The organism is Runella sp. MFBS21 (genome assembly GCF_029433105.1).
In the GTDB taxonomy this organism is placed as follows: Bacteria; Bacteroidota; Bacteroidia; order Cytophagales; family Spirosomataceae; genus Runella.
On sequence record NZ_JARNTW010000004.1, the window covers coordinates 592556 to 615929 of the forward strand.

The window sequence follows — 23374 nt, forward strand, 5'->3', positions numbered from 1 at the left end:
AAGCCTCCTATTTAAACAGGCTTTGGTGTTTTTTTATAAAATGTTTCAAAAAAATGACATACACCCGCGATATTACCAGTGCTGCTACAAAGCATCTATTAGCATTGGATTTTAGTGGGTATTCGGTGGTATTTGTAGGTGACTATACCATGAATGAAGCTACGGCTTGAGTGAGGCTATAAGCCATTCCACGATGTGGAGATTTCGGCTACGGCTGCTAAAGGGGGAATGTTAGCTTCAGGCCTACCAGAGATCCTATTTTTTGAAGAGTATAAAAAAGAGTACAAGCGGGGCAACTATTTGTTTGATTAAAGAAATGTCTATTTTTGCTTTAATCATATCATGTATATTACAACCCGTTTATTCTGATGCCTCTTAAAACCTACCTTATCTTCGCGTGTTTGTTGTTTACTTTTTCGCTTCATGCTCAGCGCAAACGCGAATATTTAGGATGGTCATTGGTATGGTCAGACGAATTTAATGTGGAAGGAAAACCCAATCCCGACAATTGGAAATTTGAAAAGGGATTTGTACGTAATCACGAACTTCAGTGGTATCAGCCTGACAATGCTTACTGCAAAAAAGGAAAACTCATCATAGAAGGCCGCCGCGAGACTCGGTCTAATCCTAATTACGATCCCAATAGCCAAGACTGGAAAAAAAATCGGAAAGACATCGAATACACTGCTTCAAGTCTCAAAACCCAAGGTTTGCATAGTTGGAAATATGGGCGTTTTGAAATGCGCGCACGCATTGATACAAGAGCAGGTCTTTGGCCTGCTTTTTGGACTTTAGGGGTAGAGGGGGAGTGGCCACGCAATGGCGAAATCGACATCATGGAGTTTTATCGAGGAATGCTCCTTGCCAACATCGCTTGGGGTAGCGAGACCCGTTTCAAAGGAGTGTGGCAAGACCTCAAAAAGCCAATCGAAACTTTTGAAGACCGTCGATGGGGTAAAAAATTTCATGTATGGCGCATGGATTGGGACGAAAAAGCGATTCGATTGTATGTAGACGATGAATTACTCAATTTTGTAGAACTTGCTCAGACCGTCAATCGTGATGGTACCAATATCAATCCTTTTATGCAGCCTCATTATATACTGCTCAACCTTGCTATTGGAGGTGACAATGGAGGCGATCCCTCAGCTACTAAGTTTCCCGCTAAGTACGAGATTGATTATGTAAGGGTTTATCAGCGTTAGGATGCCATTTTGAAGTTTGATTGAAAGCCAATCTCTTTTGAATTGGGCAACATCGTTTTTATTAGTAAATTGAGGCGAGTCTGTTCTTATATGCCCAAAAAACACCGGCTATGCGCTATTCAATCAAAACTTCAATTTTTTTGTATTTTACTTTACTATCTTCTCACGTTATGTTTTCGCAAACAAGCAAACTGATTGCAGAAGGAGCCACCTTGAAGCAGGTTTCTAAGCAATTTAAGTTTACGGAAGGCCCCGCCGTTGACAAAAAAGGTAACATCTATTTTACTGACCAACCCAACGATAAAATCTGGAAGTACGATACAGAGGGTGAATTGTCGCTTTTTATGGATAAAACGGGTCGTTCCAATGGTCTTTATATTGACAAAAAAGGAAATATTATTTCTTGTGCCGACCAAAACAACGAGCTGTGGTCGATTTCGCCAAAGAAAAAAATCACAGTGTTATTGAGCGATTATCAGGGCAAAAAACACAACGGTCCCAATGATTTGTGGATTGATGCCAAAGGGGGGATTTATTTTACCGATCCTTATTATCAGCGCGATTATTGGGAACGTAAAAAGCCTGAAATGGACAAACAAAATGTGTATTACTTGCCAAAAGGTAAAAAAGAAGCTATCGTAATGGACGACAACCTCAAGCAACCCAACGGTATTGTAGGGACGCCCGATGGTAAATACTTATATGTAGCGGATATTCGTGACAATAAAACCTATAAGTACGAAATCACGGCGGATGGAAGTCTTGCCAATCGACAACTCTTTGTATCTCAAGGCTCTGATGGTATGACCCTCGACAATCAGGGGAATCTCTATATCACGGGCAAAGGTGTAACTGTATATGACCCAAGCGGCCAAAAAATTGAACAAATTCCAGTGCCTTCAGGTTGGGTAGGCAATGTTTGCTTTGGCGGCAAAGACCGTAAGATGCTTTTTATCACCGCTTCCGAATCAATTTATACCCTCGACATGCAAGTAAAAGGGGTTGAATAACCTCAAACCTTACGCTATGAAAAAAACAATAGCAGGGCTATGGTGTGGGCTAATGATAACAATCTTAGCGCAAGCGCAAAAAAAAGAAAGTCGTCCCAATTTTGTTATTATCATGGTAGACGACATGGGTTTTAGCGATATAGGATGCTATGGCTCCGAAATCCAAACGCCTAACCTCGACCGTTTGGCAGCGAATGGAGTCAAGTTTACGCAGTTTTACAATGCTGCTCGCTGCTGCCCAAGTCGAGCTTCTTTGCTTACGGGAGTATATCCGCACCAGGCGGGTATGGGACGTATGGTGGTCAATACCGTCAAAGACCGCAGTCATGAAGAGGCCAATCAAGGCTGGCTGAGTAGACAAACGGTCACTATCGCTGAGGTTTTGAAAACGGCAGGTTATCAGACTTTTATGTCAGGTAAATGGCATGTAGGAGAAGAACGCCCCGATTGGCCATTACAACGCGGTTTTGACCACTATTTTGGTCTCATTAGCGGAGCCAATAGCTATTATAAATTATTGCCTAATCGCCTTATTTTAGAAAATAATGAGCCTTATTCTATTCCCAAAAACTTTTATTTGACAGATGCGATTACGGATAAAGCCGTAGGATATATCGAACAGGCGCAGCGGGGCCAACAGCCTTTCTTGTTGTATGTAGCCTATACCGCCCCGCATTGGCCCTTGCATGCACCCACCGAAGAAATCTCAAAATACCGTGGTAAATATTTAAAAGGGTGGGATAAATTAAGAGAAGAGCGCCACGCTAAGCAACGTGCTTTGGGACTTTTTCCCCAAGATTTTGGATTGTCGCCCAAAGAGCCTCAAATTCCTGATTGGGATAAAGCTCCCAATCAGGCCGAATGGGATTTGAAAATGGCTACTTATGCTGCTATGGTAAGCAAAATGGATGCAGGAGTGGGCAAAATCGTAGAGAAATTGAAAGCAAATGGTCAGTTTGATAATACCATGATTGTATTTCTGTCAGACAATGGCGCTTGCGCAGAAGTGCTAGATGGGAGAGCCAAAAAAGACTTGGGAGAAACAGCCTATGAAGTCTCCCTTCATACTCCAACCGGCGATAAAGGCTCTTACACTGCATACGGAAAAGAATGGGCCGCTTTGGGCAATACTCCCTTTCGGCTTTATAAGCAATTTACGCATGAGGGAGGTATTGCTACGCCGATGATTGTACATTTTCCTAAGCTCATACCTAAATCTCTACAGACCAATCAAGTGGGGCATATTATGGATATTATGCCTACATGTTTGGAGTTGGCAAAAGCCCAATATCCGACCATGTATCAACAAAATATCATCAAACCATTAGAAGGGAAAAGTTTGGTTCCTATTTTGCAAGGTAAAAAGCGAACGCCTCATGAGTTTGTGGCGTGGGAGCATTTTGATTGTAGAGCAATCAGACAAGATAAATGGAAATTGGTTTGGTCGAAAGATGTCAAAAAATGGGAACTTTATGACATGGAAAAAGACCGCTCAGAGCTGCATGATTTGGCCTCTGCAATGCCGCAAAAAGTGCAAGAGTTGGAACAATTGTACGAAAATTGGAGCCAAAAGATAGGCGTGCGTCCCTAAAATAGGGAGAAAGTAAAGAATAGATTCTCAGGCAAATACAATATTAGGATGCAAGAATTAGAAAATACATTTAGAGAAATAGGCCCCGTATATTCGGCTCTTATTGCTACTACGTTTACGTGGCTTGTGACCGCACTTGGGGCGTCTTTGGTTTTTTTCTTTAAAAATATGCCTAGGAGCATATTAGATGCCATGTTAGGGTTTACGGGCGGTGTAATGGTCGCCGCTAGTTTTTGGTCTCTTTTAGCACCCAGCATAGAGCAAGCCGAAAAACTATTTCCGACCATGCCTTGGATGCCAGCTGCGGTGGGTTTTTTGTTGGGTTCGTTGTTCATTTATTTCCTCGACAAATTTACCCCGCACTTACACATCAACTTCGGAGATAATGAGAGAGAAGGCATGAAGACTCAATGGCATCGAACTACATTGTTGCTTTTGGCGATTACATTGCACAACATCCCCGAAGGTCTTGCAGTAGGAGTATTGTTTGGAGCGGCAGCTATTGGAGCAGGTGACGAAATGATGCCAGCAGCTATTACTCTAGCGATTGGTATTGGTATTCAAAATTTTCCTGAAGGTTTTGCAGTGGCTATGCCACTTAGACGTAATGGCGTAAGCCGCTGGAAGAGTTTTTGGTATGGCCAGTTGTCGGCGATTGTAGAGCCGATAGCCGGTGTATTGGGAGCCATAGCAGTGATTTATATGCAGCCTGTGCTGCCGTTTGCGTTGGCATTTGCGGCAGGCGCAATGATATACGTAGTAGTAGAAGAAGTAATCCCCGAAACCCAACGAGACAAATACACCGATGTAGCAGTGCTTGGATTTATTGGCGGGTTTGTAGTCATGATGATTTTAGATGTAGCTTTGGGTTAGGGAAGAAAGAATACGGGTATGATACTCTAAAACTTAACATTTACATAATACGATATTTTTGTTTTTTCATTTTTTTAGTTATGTATTTGTAGATTTTTTTATTCTAACAATTACCAAGTACATAATCACAATGAAATCAGAGAAAAACAAAAACCTAGAGGAAGTAGCTCAGAAAATTGTAGCTGCGGTAGCGAGTGAAAATACCTCTAAGAAAACCGCTAAAGCTATCCATAAAGCATCCTTAAAATTGGCAAAGAAGATTGCTAAAATCAAAAAGAAAGAGACCAAAGCCCAAGAGGAAGAAGCAAAAGCTGCGGCTAAAAAAGCGCTGAAAGAAGCTGAGAAAGCAAAAAAAGCAACCTCCAAGGTAAAAAAAGACAAAGAGGATTCAAAACCTAAAAAAGAGAAAAAAGACAATGAGACTAAAGTCCAAGCTTTAGTGACTGAGTAACTCTTAATGGATGATAGAGCACTTCTAGGTAGTTAATAAATACTAAACATTTTTATCAAAGCCGCTTTTAAGCGGCTTTGATGTTTTGCTCAAGGCGTTTTGCGACATCTAATAGGCTTCAAAAGCAAAGAGTCATTTCCAACATTGGAAATGACTCTTTGCACAAAATGACTTTTATGGGTAAAATTAGATAACTTTCACGTTAACAGCATTTAAACCTTTTTTTCCATTTTCAACGTCAAAAGACACATTGTCGTTTTCACGAATATCTTCTGTAAGACCAGTGACGTGAACGAAAATGTCCTGACCACCATTTGATGGTGTAATAAAACCAAATCCTTTGGTGTCATTAAAAAACTTTACTGTACCTTCTTGCATTATGCTTTCTTTAAAATATTAGATTCTAAAGGTAGGGGTATTTATCGATAATACCTAATTATATTTTAAAGTAATACTTCAAATACGGTAAATAGTGACAAAAAGGCAGAGGATTTTGAAAAAATGCTCTGCCTTTTTCGACTTAGTCTAAGATAAAAAGTGAGAAATAGGGTTTATATCAACAAAAATCTTATATTTGTTGATATTTTAAAAAAAATTAATAATTCCACTCCTTATGAAAAAAAATCTTTATATCTGCTGCTTTCTGTGGCTTGTATTTGTGACAAATAGCCTTGCTCAGGACAATTATGCCTTCACTGAGGGGCTAGTAGTGGGGCCATGTCATCAATACGGACGAGAAGCGATATACACTGACCAAATTACGTATCAAATTATTCAAAAAACTTTTGTAACTCCTGCCGAGGGAAAAACCGCCTTGACTGATGCCAAAGGACAAGAACTCAAATGGCAAAAAGTGGTGGCAGATACTTCTAAAAGATTTAGAAGCTCCGCAATGAGCAATGGTTATCTTTATCTGACTTACAACTCCCCCAAAGAAAAAGTAGCATTGCTGCATGTAGCCGGACAAGCAGGGTTGTATCTCAATGGTGTACCACGCGGAGGCGATGCCAATCGCTATGGATATATGTATAGCCCTGTAAAACTCAAAAAAGGACTCAACGAAATCTTAGTGCGTGTAGGAATGGGCGGGCGCTTTCAAGGTGTAACGGCAGAATTGATTTTTCCTGAAAAAAATATCCTTTTGAGTACCCCTGATATTACGCTGCCTTATATAGTATTGCAAGAAAAGACTCAGCCGCTTTTGGGGGGCATTGTGCTATTTAATTTTACCGACAAGCCCCTTACCAATCTCCAAATCAAGGCTACGATTCAGGGCAAAGAGGTAATTACTAATGTGCCTTCTATTAGTGCTTTCAATTCCCGCAAAGTAGGGTTTCAGATGGATGCCAGTGCCGTTTCTCAAAAAGGAGAAATTGCCTGTGAGCTTACATTGCTACAAAATGGTAAAAACGTAGATCAAAAAATAATCACGCTGCAAGCCGTAAACAACAGCGATCATTATAGTGGGACTTTTGTGAGTGCTATCGATGGAAGTGTACAGTACTATGGGGTAGCTCCACAAAAAGGCGGTCATACCGATACTGCGTCTTTATTTTTGTCGGTGCATGGGGCGGGTGTAGAGGCGATTGGCCAAGCTAGAGCATACAAGCCCAAAGATTGGGGGACTCTGATTGCGCCTACCAACCGCCGCCCACGGGGATTCAATTGGGAAGATTGGGGACGTTTGGATGCGTTGGAAGTGCTCGAAATTGGTAAAAATAAATTCAAACCTCATCCCCAGAAGATATATCTTACAGGACACTCAATGGGGGGGCATGGAACTTGGTATTTGGGGGCAACTTATCCAGGCAAATGGGCAGGTATTGCTCCTTGTGCGGGTTATCCTACCTTGATGGGCTATGGCTCTGCCGATGGCAAAATCCCCGAAAATAGTACCAACAAAATAGAACAAATGTTGCTCCGTGCTAGCAATCAAAGCAATGTGATGGAACTAGCCCGTAACTATAAAGCCAGTGGAGTGTACATTTTACACGGAGATGCTGACCGCACAGTATCGGTCGAATATGCCCGCACGATGAGAAATACGCTCGGTGCTTTTCACAATGATTTCTCTTATTATGAATACCCCAACGGGTCGCATTGGTACGGAGACCATAGCGTAGACTGGGATCCTTTGTTTGATTTCTTTAAGTGGCATCGCAGCCCTAAAGTGGAGGATTTGGATGTGATAGATTTTACTACTGCCAATCCCGCTATTTCGTCGAATTATCATTGGGCAGGGATTGAGCAACAACAAAAACCGCTCAATTATAGTCGTATCCAAGCTAAGCGAAATGTCGCCACTAAAAGTATTGTAGTCACTACCGAAAACGTCCAGACTTTTATGGTACTTCCCGGTGCGTTTCCCAAAGGAACGGCATTTAGACTAAGTTTGGATGGTACCGAAGTATGCAGCGGTTGTGTGTTAGGAGATACTCCTTTGTATTTTACCAAAACAGAAAAATGGACTTCTTCTGAAAAACCGTCAGTTGCGCATAAAGGCTCACATCGTAATGGTACATTCAAAGCGGCTTTCAACCACCGAATGGTATTTGTGTACGGAACTACGGGTACCAAAGAAGAAAACGAATGGGCCTACAACAAGGCGCGTTATGATGCCGAGACGTGGTATTATCGCGGCAACGGCGCGGTAGATGTTGTTTCCGATAAAGAATTTTCGGCTGCGGCCTATGCCGACCGTGGGGTAGTAATCTTTGGGAATGCGACTACCAACAGCGCTTGGGCGTCTTTGTTAAGCCAAAGCCCTATTCAAGTACAAAGAGGTAGTCTCAAAGTAGGAACCGAAACACTTACAGGAGATAACATAGGAGCGTATTTTACCTATCCTCGTCCCGATAGCCCTGTGGCTTCAGTGGCCGTAATTACAGGCTCTGGATTGGCGGGTATGTTGGCCACCGAATCAAATCAATACTTTACGGGTGGAAGTGGGTTCCCTGACTATTTTATATTTGGAACAAGTATGTTAAAAGAAGGAACAGCGGGTGTAAAGATGGCTGGCTTTTTTAATAACAACTGGCAATTAGACCAAGCCGATATTGTGAAAGCACAGTAAAAATGCCTTTTTGAAATAAAAATTCCTCCAAGTTGTAAAATCTTGGAGGAATTTTTATTTATATCTAAGTGCTTCTATTTCAAGCCTTAGTGAGCATGAGACTCATTGCCTTTTTGGCAACATTCAGGTAATTTGTCGTGAGCAGTTTGATTGCATTGGAGATTATCAGCATCATAGCCTGTATCCGTAATCACCTTACGGATTGCAGCTTCGTTTGTTTTGCTTGGGTTATATTTAACTGTCACGATTTTATCGTCCAAATTCAAGATAGCTTCGTTGATACCTTTGCTCAAAGTTAGGTTCTTCTCAATGCGTTCTTTACACATCTCACATACCGCCGATGTTTTGATTTTTACCTCCTTTTCTTTACCAGGTTTATTGGCAACAGTGCTAAATACTACTCCGAGTATTAAGGCAAAAATGAATGTCAATTGTTTCATTGTGTTGAATGGTTTGTTGGTTAATAAATAAAAAGTGTTGATTATTAAAGTTTAAAATTTTAGACTTTCCAAGTTTTTAATCCATTGATTTTCAAATTTTTATAGGTATAAACTTGGAAAGTCTATTTTTGCTCAATTACTTAAAGTTTTGAATTAATCTTTTACTTTGATGCGGATACCTGCATAAATGACACGTCCTACCACGGGGCCCCATGTTTGTCCTGCATCAAAATACTTGCCAAAAGGGTCTTGTGCGTTGATGATAGGGTTAGGTTGTTTAAAATTGGCTAAATTTTCTCCTCCCAAATACACTTCAAACTTCTTGAAAGCGCGGGAAGCTTGTGCGTTAATGTTCATAAATGATTGTGAAAACAAAGTAGGCATATTATGCTTACCATCAAGGGTAGCTTCTAGTGATTGTAGGGGATTGGTGATACGAGCTTTGCCGTTCCATTGTACTGTCAGGTCCAGTTTCCATTTATCATAGGGAAGCGCATAGCCGATATTAAACAACACTCGGTCGCGTGGAACCATCATCCGTTGTTGGAGGGTGACATGCCCAAAAGGCTGTCCCATTGTTTGCCATACATCAAACAGACGATAGGCAAGTTTGACTTCCGTACGTTTTGAAAGTAAGGTGTTGAGTTCAATCTGAAAACTATTTGAATAGGACTTCCCTTGTAGGTTATAAAAATACAAATACGAGGCTAGTTGAGTAGCATAATCTGTATCTGCAATGAGTTGATTTCGGAAATCTGTGCGGTAATAATCTATTACCAAATCCCAGTGTTTTTCAAACCAATGAAAAGTTTGGGTAAGGCTGACACCATAGTTCCAAGAAACTTCCGGCTGAATGCGATTCCCCCAAAAGCTCACTTTGCGCCCACTTACTAGATAGCCATAATATTCGGCAAAAGCGTTGGGGGTACGTTGGCCTCTCCCTGCCGAGAGTCGCAAAGTAGTATGTTCGAGAGGTTGCCAACGTAAATGCAAGCGCGGTGTTACAAATGCTCCGAACAAATTGTGATAATCAGCGCGTAGTCCCGCTACTAGGGTAAGCTTATCAAGGTGATTGTAAGTGTATTCAAAAAATGCACCTGGCACTGATTCGGTACGCGTCATCAAACTATCTTTGTACGTTTCGCGGTAATCATCAAGGAGATAACTAATCCCCGTTTTGAACTGATGATTGGTATTGTTGATGATAGATTGATAAATCAAATTGCCGTATAATGTTCGCTGACGACCATAATAGTTAGTAAAACCAAAATACGAATCTGTATTGTGCATCGAGGCATTGAGCACTAATCCTAGACCTTTATAAGGCTTGTCTTGGTAGAGTTTGGCGGTTTTTGAAAAAAGCTCAATACGATTGGTTTGATTCCCAAAACCATACAATTTGGTTGTTGCTCGATGTTCAGAAGGGTTAAAGCTCGTCTGTCCTCCAATGCGATTTTCGGTCAAAGCTTTGATGCCAAACTGAGCCATGATTTTATCACTTTTGTATTGCCAACGATTCACGCCGTTGAACTGCGTATAAAGTGGCAAATCCATAAATCCATCCCCGTTGTTGTCAACGCGGTTTTGAAGGGTGCTGGCGTGGGTCAAAAAGCCCGTTGACCATTTGTCGGAGAGTTTTTGATTAAGATTGAAATTGATTTCTCCCCTTCCTAAATGGTTGACATACGCATTAAAATAGAGTTTTTCGCGGGCATCAGGTTTCACAAGTTCCACATTTATGGCACCCGTTAGGCTTTCATAACCATTTACCACTGAGCCTGCGCCTTTGGCCACATCAATCGACTGAATCCACGTACCAGGGATGTAATTAAGCCCAAAAGTAGAAGCCAAGCCCCGAATCGTTGGGACATTTTCGACGTTGGTTTGAACGTACTGCCCTCCCAATCCCAAAAACTGAATTTGTTTGGCTCCCGTTACGGCATCGCTATAGCTAACCGATACAGAGGCATTGGTTTCAAAACTCTCCGACAAATTACAACAAGCGGCTTTGGCGAGGGCTTTGGTGGTGATGATTTCGGTATGGATAGGATTCAAACGGTCTATTTGGGAAGAGGAACCCCGTACAACTACTTCGCCGAGGTGTCCTTCGGCTTTCATCACAATCTCAAAATTGCTTTCTGACGATACTTTTAAAGTGTCTGTTTTGAAACCAATATAACTTATTACCAAACGGTTGGATTTGGCCGAACGTGGAATATCAAATTTCCCTAAACTATCAGTAGCTGTTCCTAAGGAAGTCTCAGCCCAAAAAACATTGACGCCTACTAAAGGAGATTTTACACCTGCCTCAGTGCGCTCATATACCGTTCCTGTTACTCGCTGTGCTAGGAGCAAAAAAGGTCCAGTAAAAAAAACAAATATCAACAATAACGTTTTCATGGCTGTAGGTATCTAGTTTAAAATCAGCAAAATAGCTCCTATGGCAACCATGATTGAATTTTCGATAATAGTAACTGTACTCATAGGTAGATTGAATACAGCCCCCAAACAAGCACACCGAATCTTACGTTTGTCTAAAACACTTTTGACCACTCCTAGCGCACCAAAACCCATGATAGCAATGTCGGCGATGTAGGTAAGTTGAGGCTGAAAATGTACCAAACACGCAATACCTAGCCCTAATTCAATAAAGGGATAAGCCAAAGCATAAAAGCGTGAGCGGGCTGCCAGCAAATCATACATCGCAAAACTATCCGCAAAGTCTTTGAGATTGAGTAGTTTAAAGAAGCTAAATACCAAAAAGAAGCCCGTCATGAAATTGTGTAAAAAGGCATTCAGGCGAAACGAATCAAGCGTAAAGGTGTGATTGTCGAAAGCCGTGAGGAAAGCAACCAATGTAATAAACGACGCAATCAAGAAAAGAGGGTAATAAGTACTCCAAATAGAAGGCGCAGCTTCTTCCACGACAGGAGTCTGAACTACTGGAGTAGGAGCATTGGGTGCTTGCGTGAGTGGAAAGCTACGCTCAATCTGGTATTTTGAATGGGGCTTTAGAGCTGTTTTTAGCTCGGTAATGGGAATTTTACGCTCTGACTCAATCGTTGTTTCTCCCGTTTTAAGGTCAATATCCACGTTTTGTACACCTTCTATTCCCGCCAACACGGTTTTTACTTTATATTCACAGGCTTCGCAAGTCATGCCTGATACTTGGTATTTATTTTTGATTAATGTTTCCATTGCGTGAGTTGTTTTTGTTCGATACAAAGGTATCGGGGTGCTAAGTCAAAACTCTTATACAATTTTGGATGGTTTTTATATGTTTTTTGAAACCAAATCCAACGATTGACGTTGATTCACAGCCGATTGTTTATATTGACTAGGGGTAAGCCCCGTCACTTTCTTAAACTGAGTCGATAGATGCGCCGCACTGCTGTATTGGAGAGTATCGGCGATTTGGCTCAGACTTTGCTCGTCGTACATGAGTAGTTCTTTGACTCGCTCGATTTTTTGGCGAATGATGTACTGCTCAATCGTTATTCCTTCTTGAGATGAAAACAAACTGCTCAATCCGCTATAATCGCGGTGGAGTGCCTCAGAAAGGTAATCGGAGTAGTTGATTTTGGGAGATACAATCGACTGATTTTGAAAAAGTTGGAGAAGGAGCGTTTTGATTTTTTCTACGGTACGGCTTGCTTTATCGTCAAGTATCTCAAAGCCAAATGACTCTAAAGTCTCATTTACACTATTGAGTTGACTGGTAGAAAGGGGCAAACTTGTTTCGATTTCGCCGAGTGCTACACGGGTAACTTGTGCACCCACTTTCTCAAAGGAGGTTTTGACCACGTGTTTGCAGCGGTCGCAGACCATGTTTTTTATATGAAATAAGGTAGACATTGTTACGTCATTGTTAGTGAGATAGATAAACACCAAAAGCCCCTAAGTCGTGCACTTAGGAGAAATAGCTCAATGTTGTTTCTAAATCAGAAATGACTGTACGAACACAAGTAAACTTCGTCCGTGAAAAATAGAAGAGAAAGAAGAGGCTAAAGTGGAACTAGCCGAAGGAAATAGCACCTCTGTAAGGGCTTGGAATACCGCTACAAGCGCACCAATGACTGCATCTGTCACAATTTGCAGGAATTTGGCTATCCATTGTATAATCGAGGAAGTGACTTCTACATTTTCGTAGCTTCGAACCTCGTCGCAACAATCTTGCTTTTGAATTGCTGCCTTGGCAGATACTGGCGCTTTCTTAGTATCGTGTTGACATGAATCACTAGGATGCTGATTGACCGCGGCCAAATGCAAAGACTTTCCACGCATCAGGCAGTGATGCTCTATTACACCAAAGCCTGTACTAGCCGTAAGCAGTACGAGGGCCATGAAAATGGTGAAATATTTGCGAAAAGTGTGCTTCATGTTTACAAAACTCCAAAAAAATCAGGAATGTTCCAAATTTTTGGATAAAGCTATTCAAAATATAAAGCAAAAAAAAGCGAGACTTGCGCCTCGCTTTTTCCAAATTATTTTACTTTTTCGACAACCGCCTTAAATGCCTCAGGGTGATTCATTGCAAGGTCGGCGAGCACTTTACGGTTCAATTCGATACCAGCTGCGTGTACTTTGCCCATCAATGCCGAATAAGACAATCCTTCTTGGCGAGCAGCAGCGTTGATACGTTGAATCCACAATGCGCGGAAATTTCTTTTCTTTTGTTTACGGCCAGTATATGCGTAAGCGAGACCACGCTCAACGGCATTTTTTGCTACTGTCCAAACGTTTTTACGACGGCCATAATAACCTTTGGCCAACTTTAAGATTTTTTTGCGGCGAGCCCGCGAAGCTACGTGATTTACTGAACGTGGCATAGTTTTGTTAGTTTTTTGACAGTTGGTGGCTTAAAAGCACTTGTATTACCAACAATCGGGTGAAACAATGTAACCTGTGCTTGCGCACTGTTGTTAGTAGTTATGAGTTAGTGGCTATCGGTCGTAAGACTCAGATAACGATTAACAAACAACTTAGATTTTGAGCATCAATTTGATGCGGTCCATATTCGTATCGTCAACTACTGTAAAGCCAACGAGGTTGCGCTTACGTTTAGTTGATTTTTTGGTAAGAATATGGCTGTGAAAAGCGTGTTTACGCTTGATTTTACCAGTGCCAGTCATTTTAAAACGCTTTTTGGCACCTGAATTGGTTTTAACCTTTGGCATGATACTGAACTTTTAAGTAATTGAAAAAGTAAAAAATTTGGGGTGCAAAGGTAGGAGTTTTTTACATAAAATCCTAAACTATAATCGTTTTACAAACGTACCTTTGGTATGATTAAATCCCTAAGGCCAATGTTGCTTGGTCTTTTTTGAAAATATAAGACTTCTTTTGGCCTTGGTAGTTGAGATTGACGAGGTTGATTTGATCGTCAAAGAGGTCGTGCATGATGGAGTTTTGAATTGCTAATCCCGAAATAGTTTCTTGCGTAGGAATCTCAATGTATATCCAGGTAGCATCAGCTTCTTGTTCTTTGCCTATATAATTATAGTTTTTTTTCTGCTTGTTAGCAGCCAGAAGTGCAAAGTGCTTGCGGATATACTTTTCGATGAAGGGGTCGTTTTTATCGTTGTTGATGACCACAAATTTTTGTCCACCATTGTCTTTTGAGAGGGCTTTTTCGAGGTCGTCCGTAAATACCCGAATACTTATTTCAAACGATTTTTCTTTGGCGTTATAATCTACTCGTGCAATACTCGTATGAAAATCATGAGCGTGAAAAGCAAACAAGCTCAATAAAACGAAAAATACCCCTCCAAGCTTGGAGAGGTTTGAAGGGATATTTTTCAAATTTAAGACTAACAGACGCATTATTGAAGATTGTTAACGGAAGAGTTTGAAAATATCGTTGCCAAAGGCAAATACCATCAATCCCAACAAAATCACCATACCTACTTTTTGAGCTCCTTCCAAAAAACTATCGGAAGGCTTGTGACCGGTCACCATTTCATAAATCAACAGTACCGAGTGGCCACCGTCGAGGGCTGGAATTGGTAAAATATTCATAAAAGCCAATACCATTGAAAGCAAGCCTGTCAGGAACCAGAAACGACCCCAATCCCAAATTCCCCCAAACATCTGTGCGATACCGATGGGCCCACTCAATGCTTTAGAAGCGGATACTTCGCCACGGAAGATTTTCCCAAATCCGCGAATATTGTCGGTTACTACACTAAAGGCGCGCTTGGTACCTACTGCGACCGACTCGCCCAATGAGTAGTCTATGTGAGTGACTTTGAGGTCTTTGTCGGCAACAAATCCGATAGTACCTTCGGGGGTAACATCTACAGGTAAAGTCAAGGTCTGACCCGCACGTTCTACGGTCAAGGTAGCCTTTTTGCCTTTGTTTTGGCTCAATGCTTCCTGAATATTATGATAAAAAACAATAGGAGTTTCATTGACTTTCACAATCTTGTCGCCCTTCTTCAATCCAGCTTTTTGAGCTGGCATCGCAGGAACGAGCTCTCCTACTTTAAAAGGAAAAATAGGGTCGATAAACTCACCCGCATTTTTCTTATCACTGATTTTTTCAATGAAGTTGTTGGGTACGTATATGTCTAGTCGTTGACCGTTACGCTCTACGGTATAGTAGCTGTTGGTTTCAAGAAATACTTTACGCACTTCGGCAAAATCGTCGAAAGGCTTCCCGTTGATAGCCACGATTTTGTCACCCGTACGAAGCCCCATTTCTTTGCCAAGCGAGTGTGCCACGATTCCGTATTTATTGACATCTTTGGTAGCAAAATAGTCGTATCCTTCTGAGTAAGTAATTGCTATAAAGATAATGACCCCCGTGATGACATTGACAATAATTCCCCCAAGCATTACGATAAGGCGTTGCCAAGCGGGTTTGGCACGAAACTCCCAGGGTTGAGGTTCAGCACTTAGGTTTTTGGTATCGAGTGATTCGTCCACCATGCCAGAGATTTTCACAAACCCCCCTAGTGGTATTGCTCCTACGCCATATTCGGTTTCGCCTTTTTGAATAGACCATATCTTGGGTGGAAAGCCAATAAAATATTTTTCGACCCTCATTCCAAACATCTTGGCGGTGATGAGGTGCCCCCATTCATGTAATCCTACTAAAATCGACAGCCCTAAAATCAACTGTCCTACCATTACTAAAATTTCCATTCTGCGTTTTTATGTGTTTATTAAATTCTTTGTTGGTTACTATTTAGCTAATATCTTCAAAAACAGTTCGTAAATCAATCTCTAATCCTTCTAACACATCACCGCCATTGATAATTCCAAACGGCATTTTGGAAGGATTGGTATCATCAGCCCTAAAAATCATATATGTTTTTTGGCTGGGGTCGATGAGCCACCCAAGTTTGCAGCCATTGACGAGCCATTCTTGCATTTTACGGATGTGTTCGTCCCAAGTATCTGATTCTGAAATAACCTCTATTACAAAATCAGGGCATATTGGGGCAAATTTCTTACGTAGTTCACTCGGTATTTGCTCCCACCGTTTGCGACTAACCCATGCTACATCAGGCGATTTAATCGAGCTATCGGGTAAGATAAAACCTGTTGAAGAAGGAAATACAACCCCAGATTTTTGTTGACGATTCCAAAGTTTTATTTCAACGAATATTTCACCGTCATTGTGGCCTCCAATACTTCCAGTGGGCGACATAAATATAATTTGTCCATTTTTATCCCGCTCAAAATTCATCCCATTGCCACGATTAGCCTCACAAAAAGCGAAAAACTCTTCGTCGTTTAGGGTATCCATTTGGGGGATATGAAGGACTTGTGGCATGCTAATTATTGAATCAATTTGAGATCAAACACAAACTCTGGCAAAATATCTTCCCCGCTCAATTGTTGGTCAAATGACTCCACTACGATTAGCTCTTTTTGGGGACGATAGATGTATACTTTTTCTTCCAAACGGTCGATGAGCCATCCCAATTGGCAACCATTGGCGATGTATTCGGCCATTTTTTCTTGCAAATATTTCAAAGAATCGGTTTTAGAACGTACTTCTACGACAAAATCAGGGCAAATCGGCGCGAATTTTTCTTTTTCTTCATTAGCGAGTGCTTCCCAGCGGTGTTTTTGAATCCAAGCCGCATCGGGTGACCTAACGGCGTCGTTGGGCATCAAAAATCCAGTCGATGAATCAAAGCAATAGCCAGGGAAGAGGTGGGTCTCATTCCAGCTAAAAAGTTTACTGCCAATAATGAGATTGACAATGCCGGTTTGTGAACCAGTAGGTGACATAAATATAATATTGCGATTGCTATCTCGTTCAAAATCAAGGGTATCATTCATCTGACAAAAAGTAAAAAACTCATCATCAGTCATCAAATCCCCCATTTTTATCAATACTGGCGTTTGCATCATTATTTTAGGAATGTACGTTGACCCATTCTTCGGCTACTTTGCGTGTCTCGGCATCGGTTTCAATATAGTCGTCGAGAGTTGGCTTCTCAATAAACGTTACCTTTTGCATACAAGTTTCGATAAGGTCCGACATTTCGAGGAAGCCTACTTCGTCGCGCAAAAAAGCGGCCACGGCTATTTCGTTGGCGGCGTTGACGATACAGGCCATATTGCCGCCTCGGTCAAGCGCATCAAAGGCAAATTGCAAGTTACGAAAAGTTTTTAAATCAGGTTGCTCAAAAGTCAACGAAGGATATTGCATAAAATCGAACCTTGGGAAGTCGGCTTTGAGACGATGCGGGTAAGTGAGGGCAAACTGAATCGGCAATCGCATATCGGGCAGGCCCATTTGCGCTTTGATGCTACCGTCTTCAAACTGCACCATCGAATGAATAATGCTTTGAGGATGTACCACCACTTCAATTTGCTCAGCCTTGAGTCCAAAAAGCCATTTGGCTTCGATTACTTCCAGCCCTTTGTTCATGAGCGAAGCCGAATCGATGGTGATTTTGGCACCCATGCTCCAGTTGGGGTGCTTGAGGGCTTGGGCTTTGGTGACGTGCAGAAGCTCGTCACGGGTTTTCCCACGGAAAGGTCCCCCTGAAGCCGTCAAGAGGATTTTCTCAATTGGGTTGTGAAATTCTCCCACAATACACTGAAAAATAGCCGAATGCTCCGAATCAACGGGATAAATACTTACGCCTTTTTGATGAGCTAGAGCCGTCACCAGTTCACCCGCTACGACCAGTGTTTCTTTGTTGGCAAGGGCAATCTGCTTGCCTGCTTCGATGGCTTTGACGGTCGGGATCAAGCCCGAATACCCCACCATAGAAGTCAAAACAGTATCGATGCTGTCCATCTGTACCACATCAGCAATGGCCTTATCTCCCGCATAGACTTGGATACCGAGTGGGTCGAGGGCATCGAAAACTTTATCATACAGACTTTCATTGGCAATCACGACTACATTGGGGCGAAACTGTGCGGCCTGTTGGATGAGCAAGTCGGCGTTGTTTTGGGCGGTGAGTATTTCTACCGCAAAAGAGTCTGGGTTGGCAGCGACTACGTCGAGGGCTTGGGTTCCAATCGAGCCTGTCGAGCCAAGAATGGCTAAATGTTTTTGAGGAAACTTCATGCAATGAGCGGCTAATCAAAAGCAAAATTACACATTCTTCTCGCTTTTAGATTTTTATTGAGGTGTTAATGATTCATCGGAGAGGTTTTTGCTGAAAGATGGCTTGATTTTTAGCGGGTTAACAAGCTCCTAAGTATCGCAGGCAGGTACGGATAATTTTGACTCGATACAAGTTTTGAAATGCGCCCTCGTGTTGCTATTTTTTGTATCAATAATAAGTGTGAGACAACTTTATGAATTCTCTTCGCTCATTTCTACTACTTTTTAAACTTGCCCCATTTCAGTGAATACGAAAACGAAGGCAAAAGTGGAAAGAGAGCTACTGACTGTAATGTAGGTTTTCCGCCCGATGAACTCAATTGGTAAAAGAAAGGATTGCGACGGTTGTAAACATTATAAATCCCTATTTCAAAAGTACTTTGTCCCCAACGATGTGTTTTGGTGCGTTGTAGCGACAAATCTAGTCGGTGATAGGGTAACATTCTATAGGCATTACGTTCACCTTGAGTAAACATTAACTGAGTTGAATTCGGAAGAGAAGGACTAGTAAAATTGAAATTAGGTACATCATAATAAAGTACAGGTAGTGTTACGGGCTGCCCTGTACCATATACCCAGTTTGTATTTACTCTCCATTTTGGGGTCAGTTGGTAGGACAATGAAATAGAAATGTCGTGGCGACGGTCATAAGTAGGATAAAACCAGCGATTCTGATTTAGATCGGAAAATTTTTGTTGTGTCCAAGCCAATGTATAACCCATCCAGCCCGAAAACCGTTTTCCTTTTTTCTCTATAAATACTTCTAACCCATAGGCGCGCCCCTTTCCTACGGTCAGAAAATCAGTGACGGAGGGGTTAGTATATTGTCCAAACTGAATAATATCTGTAGAACTATGCCCGTCTTGGTAGGAGACTACATGGCGTAAGTCTTTATAATACGTTTCAAGGCTTATTGTCAATGGATTTTTGGGGATGTTGATTTGTTTGAAATAACCTAGTGATACTTGATTTGCAATGGCAGGGGCAATACCGTTAGTAGCGGGTAGCCAAAGGTCAAGGGGCACACCAATACTTGGATTACTTAATAGATGAAGGGGTTGCTGCATTCGACTAAAACTCAATTTCATCGAAGAGGAAGATGAAAACTGCTGATGTAATGACAGACGAGGTTCGGGGGAGAAATAGGTATGATCTGCATTTTTGAATAAACTCAGCCGTAAGCCAGCATTTAATTTAAGGTGGGGTGTTAATGTCAACGTACCTTGGTCAAAAACCGATAACAGAAAAGTGGTCGCTAAAGGTCTATTGGAGAAGCCTTTGGTAGAATCAAGTTGGTACACCAAGGTGCCTGGATTGAATTTTTGAAGTGTATAATGAATTCCAAACTGATGGTAGATAGATGAGGTTTGGTGCTGAACTGTCATTTTTAATGAGTAATCTGTTAGACCTGTTCGGAAATCTCTGATTTGGGTAAAATCTGCTCCTTTTTTCTCAGAATTTACCCGCATTCGATAGACCGAAACACTTGCTTCGGCTTGTAGGGAAGTATTGGCATCCATGTGATAGTTCCAACTGAGTCCTCCAAGACGATTTTGCCACTGAAAATCAGTGCGAGAAGTCATTCCTGTCAAGTTTTGATGGTATTTCCAAAAATCTTGGTCAATGTGCAAAAAAGCATCAAAATGATGAGTACTATTGGGATGAAATGAAAGTTTGGAATCAACATCATAAAACCCAAATCGAGGCGTGGGAGATTCAGGATTGGGTAGCAGCAAAGCATCCAAAAAACTACGTCTTCCTGCCATTAATAACGATAGTTTGTTCTTGATGATAGGTTGACCTATCAAGGCTCGTGCTGAAAGTAAGCCTATACTTGCTTCTCTTTCAGGGGTTTGCATGTGAGCTGAGCGAGTGCTTACATCAAGGACTGACGAAAGCCGTCCTCCATACCATGCAGGGAAATCACCCTTATAAAGTGAGGCTTTTGCCAATATATCAGGATTGTAGGGAGTAAGCAACCCAAACAGATGACTCGTATAATAAAGCGGAGTGCCGTTGAGTAAAAATAAGTTTTGATCAGCACTGCCTCCTCGAACATACATCGCTGAACTACCCTCGGTTTGGGCTTTTACCCCTGGAGTGAGTTGTAACGCTTTGACTATATCTTTTTCACCCAATAATGCAGGTACTTTTTCTAATTGGTTATGCGTTATTTGTTGTAAACCAGTCCCTGGGTTATTCAGTTTTTCTTGCAAATCGGCTCTTATGATTACTTCATCTAAAATAGGAGCTTTGGAGACAAGTTTGACCGTAAGTACTGTGTCAAACCACATTGTATAAGTTCCAGTCCAAGGAATATAATCGGCATGAGTAATCCTAATGCGTTGGTTTCCAGGTTTTGTAGTGATAATCAATTGCCCTTTTTCATTGGTAAAATGCGTAGGTTTAGGCGTATTGATAGCTACTCCAACTTTAGGCAGAGCTTGTTGAGTAATACTATCGGATACAAAAATCGTGATTGGAATCCCCTGAGTGTACCCCCACAACGAACATACACACAGCAGCCAAGTATATTGCCATTTTTTTTTCATCGTAAATACACGTTGGAACTTTTAGTTGTGAGATAAGCTCCAAATACTCCCAAGCCATTTTCAATATTGGTGAAAGGAGGAATCAAACCTCTAAAGGCGAATAAGTAATCATCTTCTCCATACGATTGAGCATCTTTCATAATCCAACTCATACGCAAAAACTCGTGGGCATTTTTATCTAAAATGATGAGAGTGAAGCGCCAAGGTGTCACACTTGTATATTTATATTCACGATGTGAAAAGATAATAGTATCATCAAAATACAGAGAATTGGTATGTTTAATAGAACGTGGGTCGTATAATTGACTACGGGCAATAGGAACTTCTATAGGTACAACAGTTTCTGCTACCGCATAGCCGATGATTTCGTTGGAATTGGCTACATCTTGCCATTCCTTGGTGACTTGCCATTCCCCCTCATAAGTAATTTGCTTAACCGAAATTTTGGAAAAAACGGCCGCCTTAGAAGGCACTCGACAGGTGGCACGTATGGTAGGTTGCCCCTGTACTTTGACTACTAGGCGATATTCCTCCCCCGCTCTGATTTTGAAAGTAGTCTGTGAAACTCGGTAGCGACCCGCTTGCTTTAGTGGAGGTACTACCAAGCTATCTTGTCCATGATACATCACTACGCGTGCGTTAGCAATACCCGTTTGGGTGAGAGGAATTTGTGCTTGAATCGGATTTGCCCATTTGAGATGTACTTCGATGCTATCGGCAGGTGTAATCATCGAATAGACCATTACTTGTGGGGAAGCATCGGGTAAGTCGATAGTATCCACCAAAATCGGGCTTTGGCAGCTTAGCAAAAAGCTGCCGAGCAGTAAACCGTAATAGAACAGTTTTTTTTTCATCAAAACGAAAAACTAAGGCCTATCGTAAAGCGGAATTGATTTTGTAGATTGCCAAAGTCGGCTACTTTTGATTGCAGAGCGAGGGGTTTTTCGAGCAGTAACTCTACTCCAAAACGCTTGTTCAAACGCCCAAAACGAACCCCAACTCCTGGGTGGGTCACTAGGCCACTCATCGAAAGCCCCGCATCGCGTTTCTTGAAAGTTTCGTGGTTGAGGCTTAGATGTGGAAAAAACGTCACTTTTCCATTTCCTACATAATAACGTCCAAAAACGCCCATTGCTGAGGAGGTCAACGATGATGTGCGGTTAAGATCAAATCGCCCTTCTACTCCTAATAGCAGCTTCTTATTGACCCAATAACCTACTCGTGGGCTCAAAGGATATTCGGCGGTTTTTGCAAAGCTCGGGAAGGCATTGACCCCTATCCAAAAACGACGATGAGTGTTTTCTTGGGCCTGTACCAACAAACTTCCTAATACGAAAAACAAAATTTTTGAAGTAGTTTTCATGGGTATTGTATTGATGGATTAATAAAAATAAAAACGAGAAGCTATGCTGTGGCGGTCAGAAATAGCCTCTCGTTTAAAAAACGTTAATAACTATAATTTCGGTGGTAACCGGACCATGTTAAGCTATGAGATGCGTGGCATTCGGCTACTTGAGTCACGGCACCTATTCCTGCCGCATACCCCATTCTGAAAAATACGCTCCCCGTACCGCTTTCTGATATATTGTTGTGTTCAATCCAAGATTCACTTCCTGAAATCCAATAGTAAATACGAGCATAAGAAAGGTTGAAGGAAACATTTGCATCATAGGAAATTTTCCACTCGGTGGGTCTAAATAAATAGGTTTGCTTATACTCACATTGGGTAAGTACTACCGCAGTACTGTAAAAACCATAGTTTTCTTGTTTATATCCCCATACCATCCGATGGTTCGGTTCAAACTGGTCGATGTTTTCTTCAACTCTGGCGTTCTTTAGATTAGGTTCAAGTAGCTGGGTCTTCATTTTTGCTTCAATTTTAACCTCGTGTAGTTTTACCAAAGGGCTACTTGCCTGCGTATCTTTGAGTAGTGAAGCATTGCTCTCATGGACTTGTAATACCTTGTTTTTTGGAGTCATGCGATAAACTTGGTCCCTTACTTGAATATACCCCTCTTTATTGACTAAGTATCCTAATGATGGGTCTTCTATTACCACCATAGTTTCCTTTTTCTTAAGCAACAAATCTACATCTTTTTGATTAGAAGCATTTTCTAATGCTGTTTCTAGAGTTTTCATTTCTGTTTGGGCAGATGTAAAAGAGGCAATCCTTGCCAGTTGTTTTAGAGCAGATGCGCTACTATTAGGTTTACGAATAGCATCGTCAACAACAACTACGGCAGCATTTAGATCTTCCTGATTTGCAAAAACTAATCGTCCGTCCTTTATCTCTATATTGATTTTTCCTAGTAATATGGACTCTTTACTTGAACCGGGATTAGGAGTTACGTCAGATTGTGGTTCACAAGATAAAAGTAAGGTAAATGCCATAGCAATAATACCAACGCTTAATAATTTTGGAGAAAAATTCATACCTTTGTACTGGTTTAATTAGTGAAATGATTAGACTCATAAGCCCTCCGCTGTCCGCCAAGATTGTTGGGGGGCTTATTCGTTTGTAAACATAAAGGGAGGAGTTGAGGAAAAAAATCGACATTTATCAAGAAATAATTCAATAAATGTTGATAAGTGTTACTAC

23 protein-coding genes are annotated in these 23374 nt (G+C 41.5%); 6 read left to right on the forward strand and 17 right to left on the reverse strand.

Translation table 11 applies throughout. The features are described from left to right. Positions 1–368 precede the first annotated feature (368 nt). From P1X15_RS12760 to P1X15_RS12780, 5 genes are all read left to right on the forward strand, one after another. Positions 369–1205 carry a glycoside hydrolase family 16 protein gene (locus P1X15_RS12760; protein ID WP_277338506.1) on the forward strand — a complete coding sequence of 279 codons (837 nt, stop codon included), beginning with the start codon at positions 369–371 and terminating at the stop codon, positions 1203–1205. Between the two features lie 170 nt (positions 1206–1375). Next, complete coding sequence (locus P1X15_RS12765) at positions 1376–2215, forward strand: SMP-30/gluconolactonase/LRE family protein (protein WP_277338507.1); 840 nt, start codon at positions 1376–1378, stop codon at positions 2213–2215. Between the two features lie 16 nt (positions 2216–2231). Then, positions 2232–3806 carry an arylsulfatase gene (locus P1X15_RS12770; RefSeq protein WP_277338508.1) on the forward strand — a complete coding sequence of 525 codons (1575 nt, stop codon included), beginning with the start codon at positions 2232–2234 and terminating at the stop codon, positions 3804–3806. A gap of 48 nt (positions 3807–3854) precedes the next feature. Then, complete coding sequence (locus P1X15_RS12775; protein ID WP_277338509.1) at positions 3855–4679, forward strand: ZIP family metal transporter; 825 nt, start codon at positions 3855–3857, stop codon at positions 4677–4679. A 130-nt stretch (positions 4680–4809) separates the two neighbouring features. Further along, the gene (locus P1X15_RS12780; RefSeq protein ID WP_277338510.1) at positions 4810–5130 is read left to right on the forward strand and encodes a hypothetical protein; all 321 of its coding nucleotides are present in this window, start codon (positions 4810–4812) and stop codon (positions 5128–5130) included. 186 nt (positions 5131–5316) lie between these two features. Here the strand turns inward: P1X15_RS12780 and P1X15_RS12785 are convergent, their stop codons facing one another. Beyond that, complete coding sequence (locus tag P1X15_RS12785; protein WP_277338511.1) at positions 5317–5508, reverse strand: cold-shock protein; 192 nt, start codon at positions 5506–5508, stop codon at positions 5317–5319. Positions 5509–5743: 235 nt separating this feature from the next. Between P1X15_RS12785 and P1X15_RS12790 the strand changes: the two genes are divergently transcribed. Then, positions 5744–8203, forward strand: coding sequence for an alpha/beta hydrolase-fold protein (locus P1X15_RS12790; protein ID WP_277338512.1), 2460 nt, complete (start codon positions 5744–5746; stop codon positions 8201–8203). An 86-nt stretch (positions 8204–8289) separates the two neighbouring features. Here P1X15_RS12790 and P1X15_RS12795 read toward each other — a convergent pair whose 3' ends face one another. The 16 genes from P1X15_RS12795 to P1X15_RS12870 all read right to left on the reverse strand — a co-directional run bounded on the left by P1X15_RS12795 (position 8290) and on the right by P1X15_RS12870 (position 23208). Continuing rightward, positions 8290–8643, reverse strand: a complete 354-nt coding sequence (locus P1X15_RS12795; protein ID WP_277338513.1) for a heavy-metal-associated domain-containing protein — start codon at positions 8641–8643, stop codon at positions 8290–8292. 153 nt (positions 8644–8796) lie between these two features. Beyond that, the gene (locus P1X15_RS12800; protein ID WP_277338514.1) at positions 8797–11043 is read right to left on the reverse strand and encodes a TonB-dependent receptor; all 2247 of its coding nucleotides are present in this window, start codon (positions 11041–11043) and stop codon (positions 8797–8799) included. Between the two features lie 12 nt (positions 11044–11055). Continuing rightward, positions 11056–11841 (reverse strand): heavy-metal-associated domain-containing protein, encoded by a 786-nt coding sequence (locus tag P1X15_RS12805; protein WP_277338515.1) that lies wholly within the window; start codon positions 11839–11841, stop codon positions 11056–11058. Between the two features lie 75 nt (positions 11842–11916). Continuing rightward, positions 11917–12498, reverse strand: coding sequence for an AraC family transcriptional regulator (locus P1X15_RS12810; protein WP_277338516.1), 582 nt, complete (start codon positions 12496–12498; stop codon positions 11917–11919). 81 nt (positions 12499–12579) lie between these two features. Further along, the gene (locus P1X15_RS12815; protein ID WP_277338517.1) at positions 12580–13023 is read right to left on the reverse strand and encodes an HYC_CC_PP family protein; all 444 of its coding nucleotides are present in this window, start codon (positions 13021–13023) and stop codon (positions 12580–12582) included. Between the two features lie 104 nt (positions 13024–13127). Continuing rightward, positions 13128–13472, reverse strand: a complete 345-nt coding sequence (gene rplT / locus P1X15_RS12820) for a 50S ribosomal protein L20 (RefSeq protein WP_028668645.1) — start codon at positions 13470–13472, stop codon at positions 13128–13130. A gap of 153 nt (positions 13473–13625) precedes the next feature. Beyond that, positions 13626–13820: a 50S ribosomal protein L35 gene (gene rpmI / locus P1X15_RS12825; protein WP_028668644.1), complete on the reverse strand. Its 195-nt coding sequence runs from the start codon at positions 13818–13820 to the stop codon at positions 13626–13628. 112 nt (positions 13821–13932) lie between these two features. Further along, positions 13933–14466: a DUF6702 family protein gene (locus P1X15_RS12830; RefSeq protein ID WP_277338518.1), complete on the reverse strand. Its 534-nt coding sequence runs from the start codon at positions 14464–14466 to the stop codon at positions 13933–13935. A 12-nt stretch (positions 14467–14478) separates the two neighbouring features. Beyond that, positions 14479–15789, reverse strand: coding sequence for an RIP metalloprotease RseP (rseP, locus tag P1X15_RS12835; RefSeq protein ID WP_277338519.1), 1311 nt, complete (start codon positions 15787–15789; stop codon positions 14479–14481). A 43-nt stretch (positions 15790–15832) separates the two neighbouring features. Continuing rightward, positions 15833–16423, reverse strand: coding sequence for a Uma2 family endonuclease (locus P1X15_RS12840; RefSeq protein ID WP_277338520.1), 591 nt, complete (start codon positions 16421–16423; stop codon positions 15833–15835). A 5-nt stretch (positions 16424–16428) separates the two neighbouring features. Then, positions 16429–17010: a Uma2 family endonuclease gene (locus tag P1X15_RS12845; RefSeq protein WP_277338521.1), complete on the reverse strand. Its 582-nt coding sequence runs from the start codon at positions 17008–17010 to the stop codon at positions 16429–16431. A gap of 4 nt (positions 17011–17014) precedes the next feature. Then, the gene (locus P1X15_RS12850) at positions 17015–18184 is read right to left on the reverse strand and encodes a 1-deoxy-D-xylulose-5-phosphate reductoisomerase (protein WP_277338522.1); all 1170 of its coding nucleotides are present in this window, start codon (positions 18182–18184) and stop codon (positions 17015–17017) included. 257 nt (positions 18185–18441) lie between these two features. Then, positions 18442–20775 carry a TonB-dependent siderophore receptor gene (locus tag P1X15_RS12855; RefSeq protein ID WP_277338523.1) on the reverse strand — a complete coding sequence of 778 codons (2334 nt, stop codon included), beginning with the start codon at positions 20773–20775 and terminating at the stop codon, positions 18442–18444. Then, entirely contained in the window at positions 20772–21629 is an 858-nt protein-coding gene (locus P1X15_RS12860) for a DUF4249 domain-containing protein (RefSeq protein WP_277338524.1), read from the reverse strand. The genes P1X15_RS12855 and P1X15_RS12860 overlap by 4 nt, the downstream gene beginning before the upstream one ends. Next, positions 21629–22138, reverse strand: a complete 510-nt coding sequence (locus P1X15_RS12865; protein ID WP_277338525.1) for a hypothetical protein — start codon at positions 22136–22138, stop codon at positions 21629–21631. The genes P1X15_RS12860 and P1X15_RS12865 overlap by 1 nt, the downstream gene beginning before the upstream one ends. Positions 22139–22221: 83 nt before the next feature. Continuing rightward, positions 22222–23208: a hypothetical protein gene (locus P1X15_RS12870; protein WP_277338526.1), complete on the reverse strand. Its 987-nt coding sequence runs from the start codon at positions 23206–23208 to the stop codon at positions 22222–22224. Positions 23209–23374 lie beyond the last annotated feature (166 nt).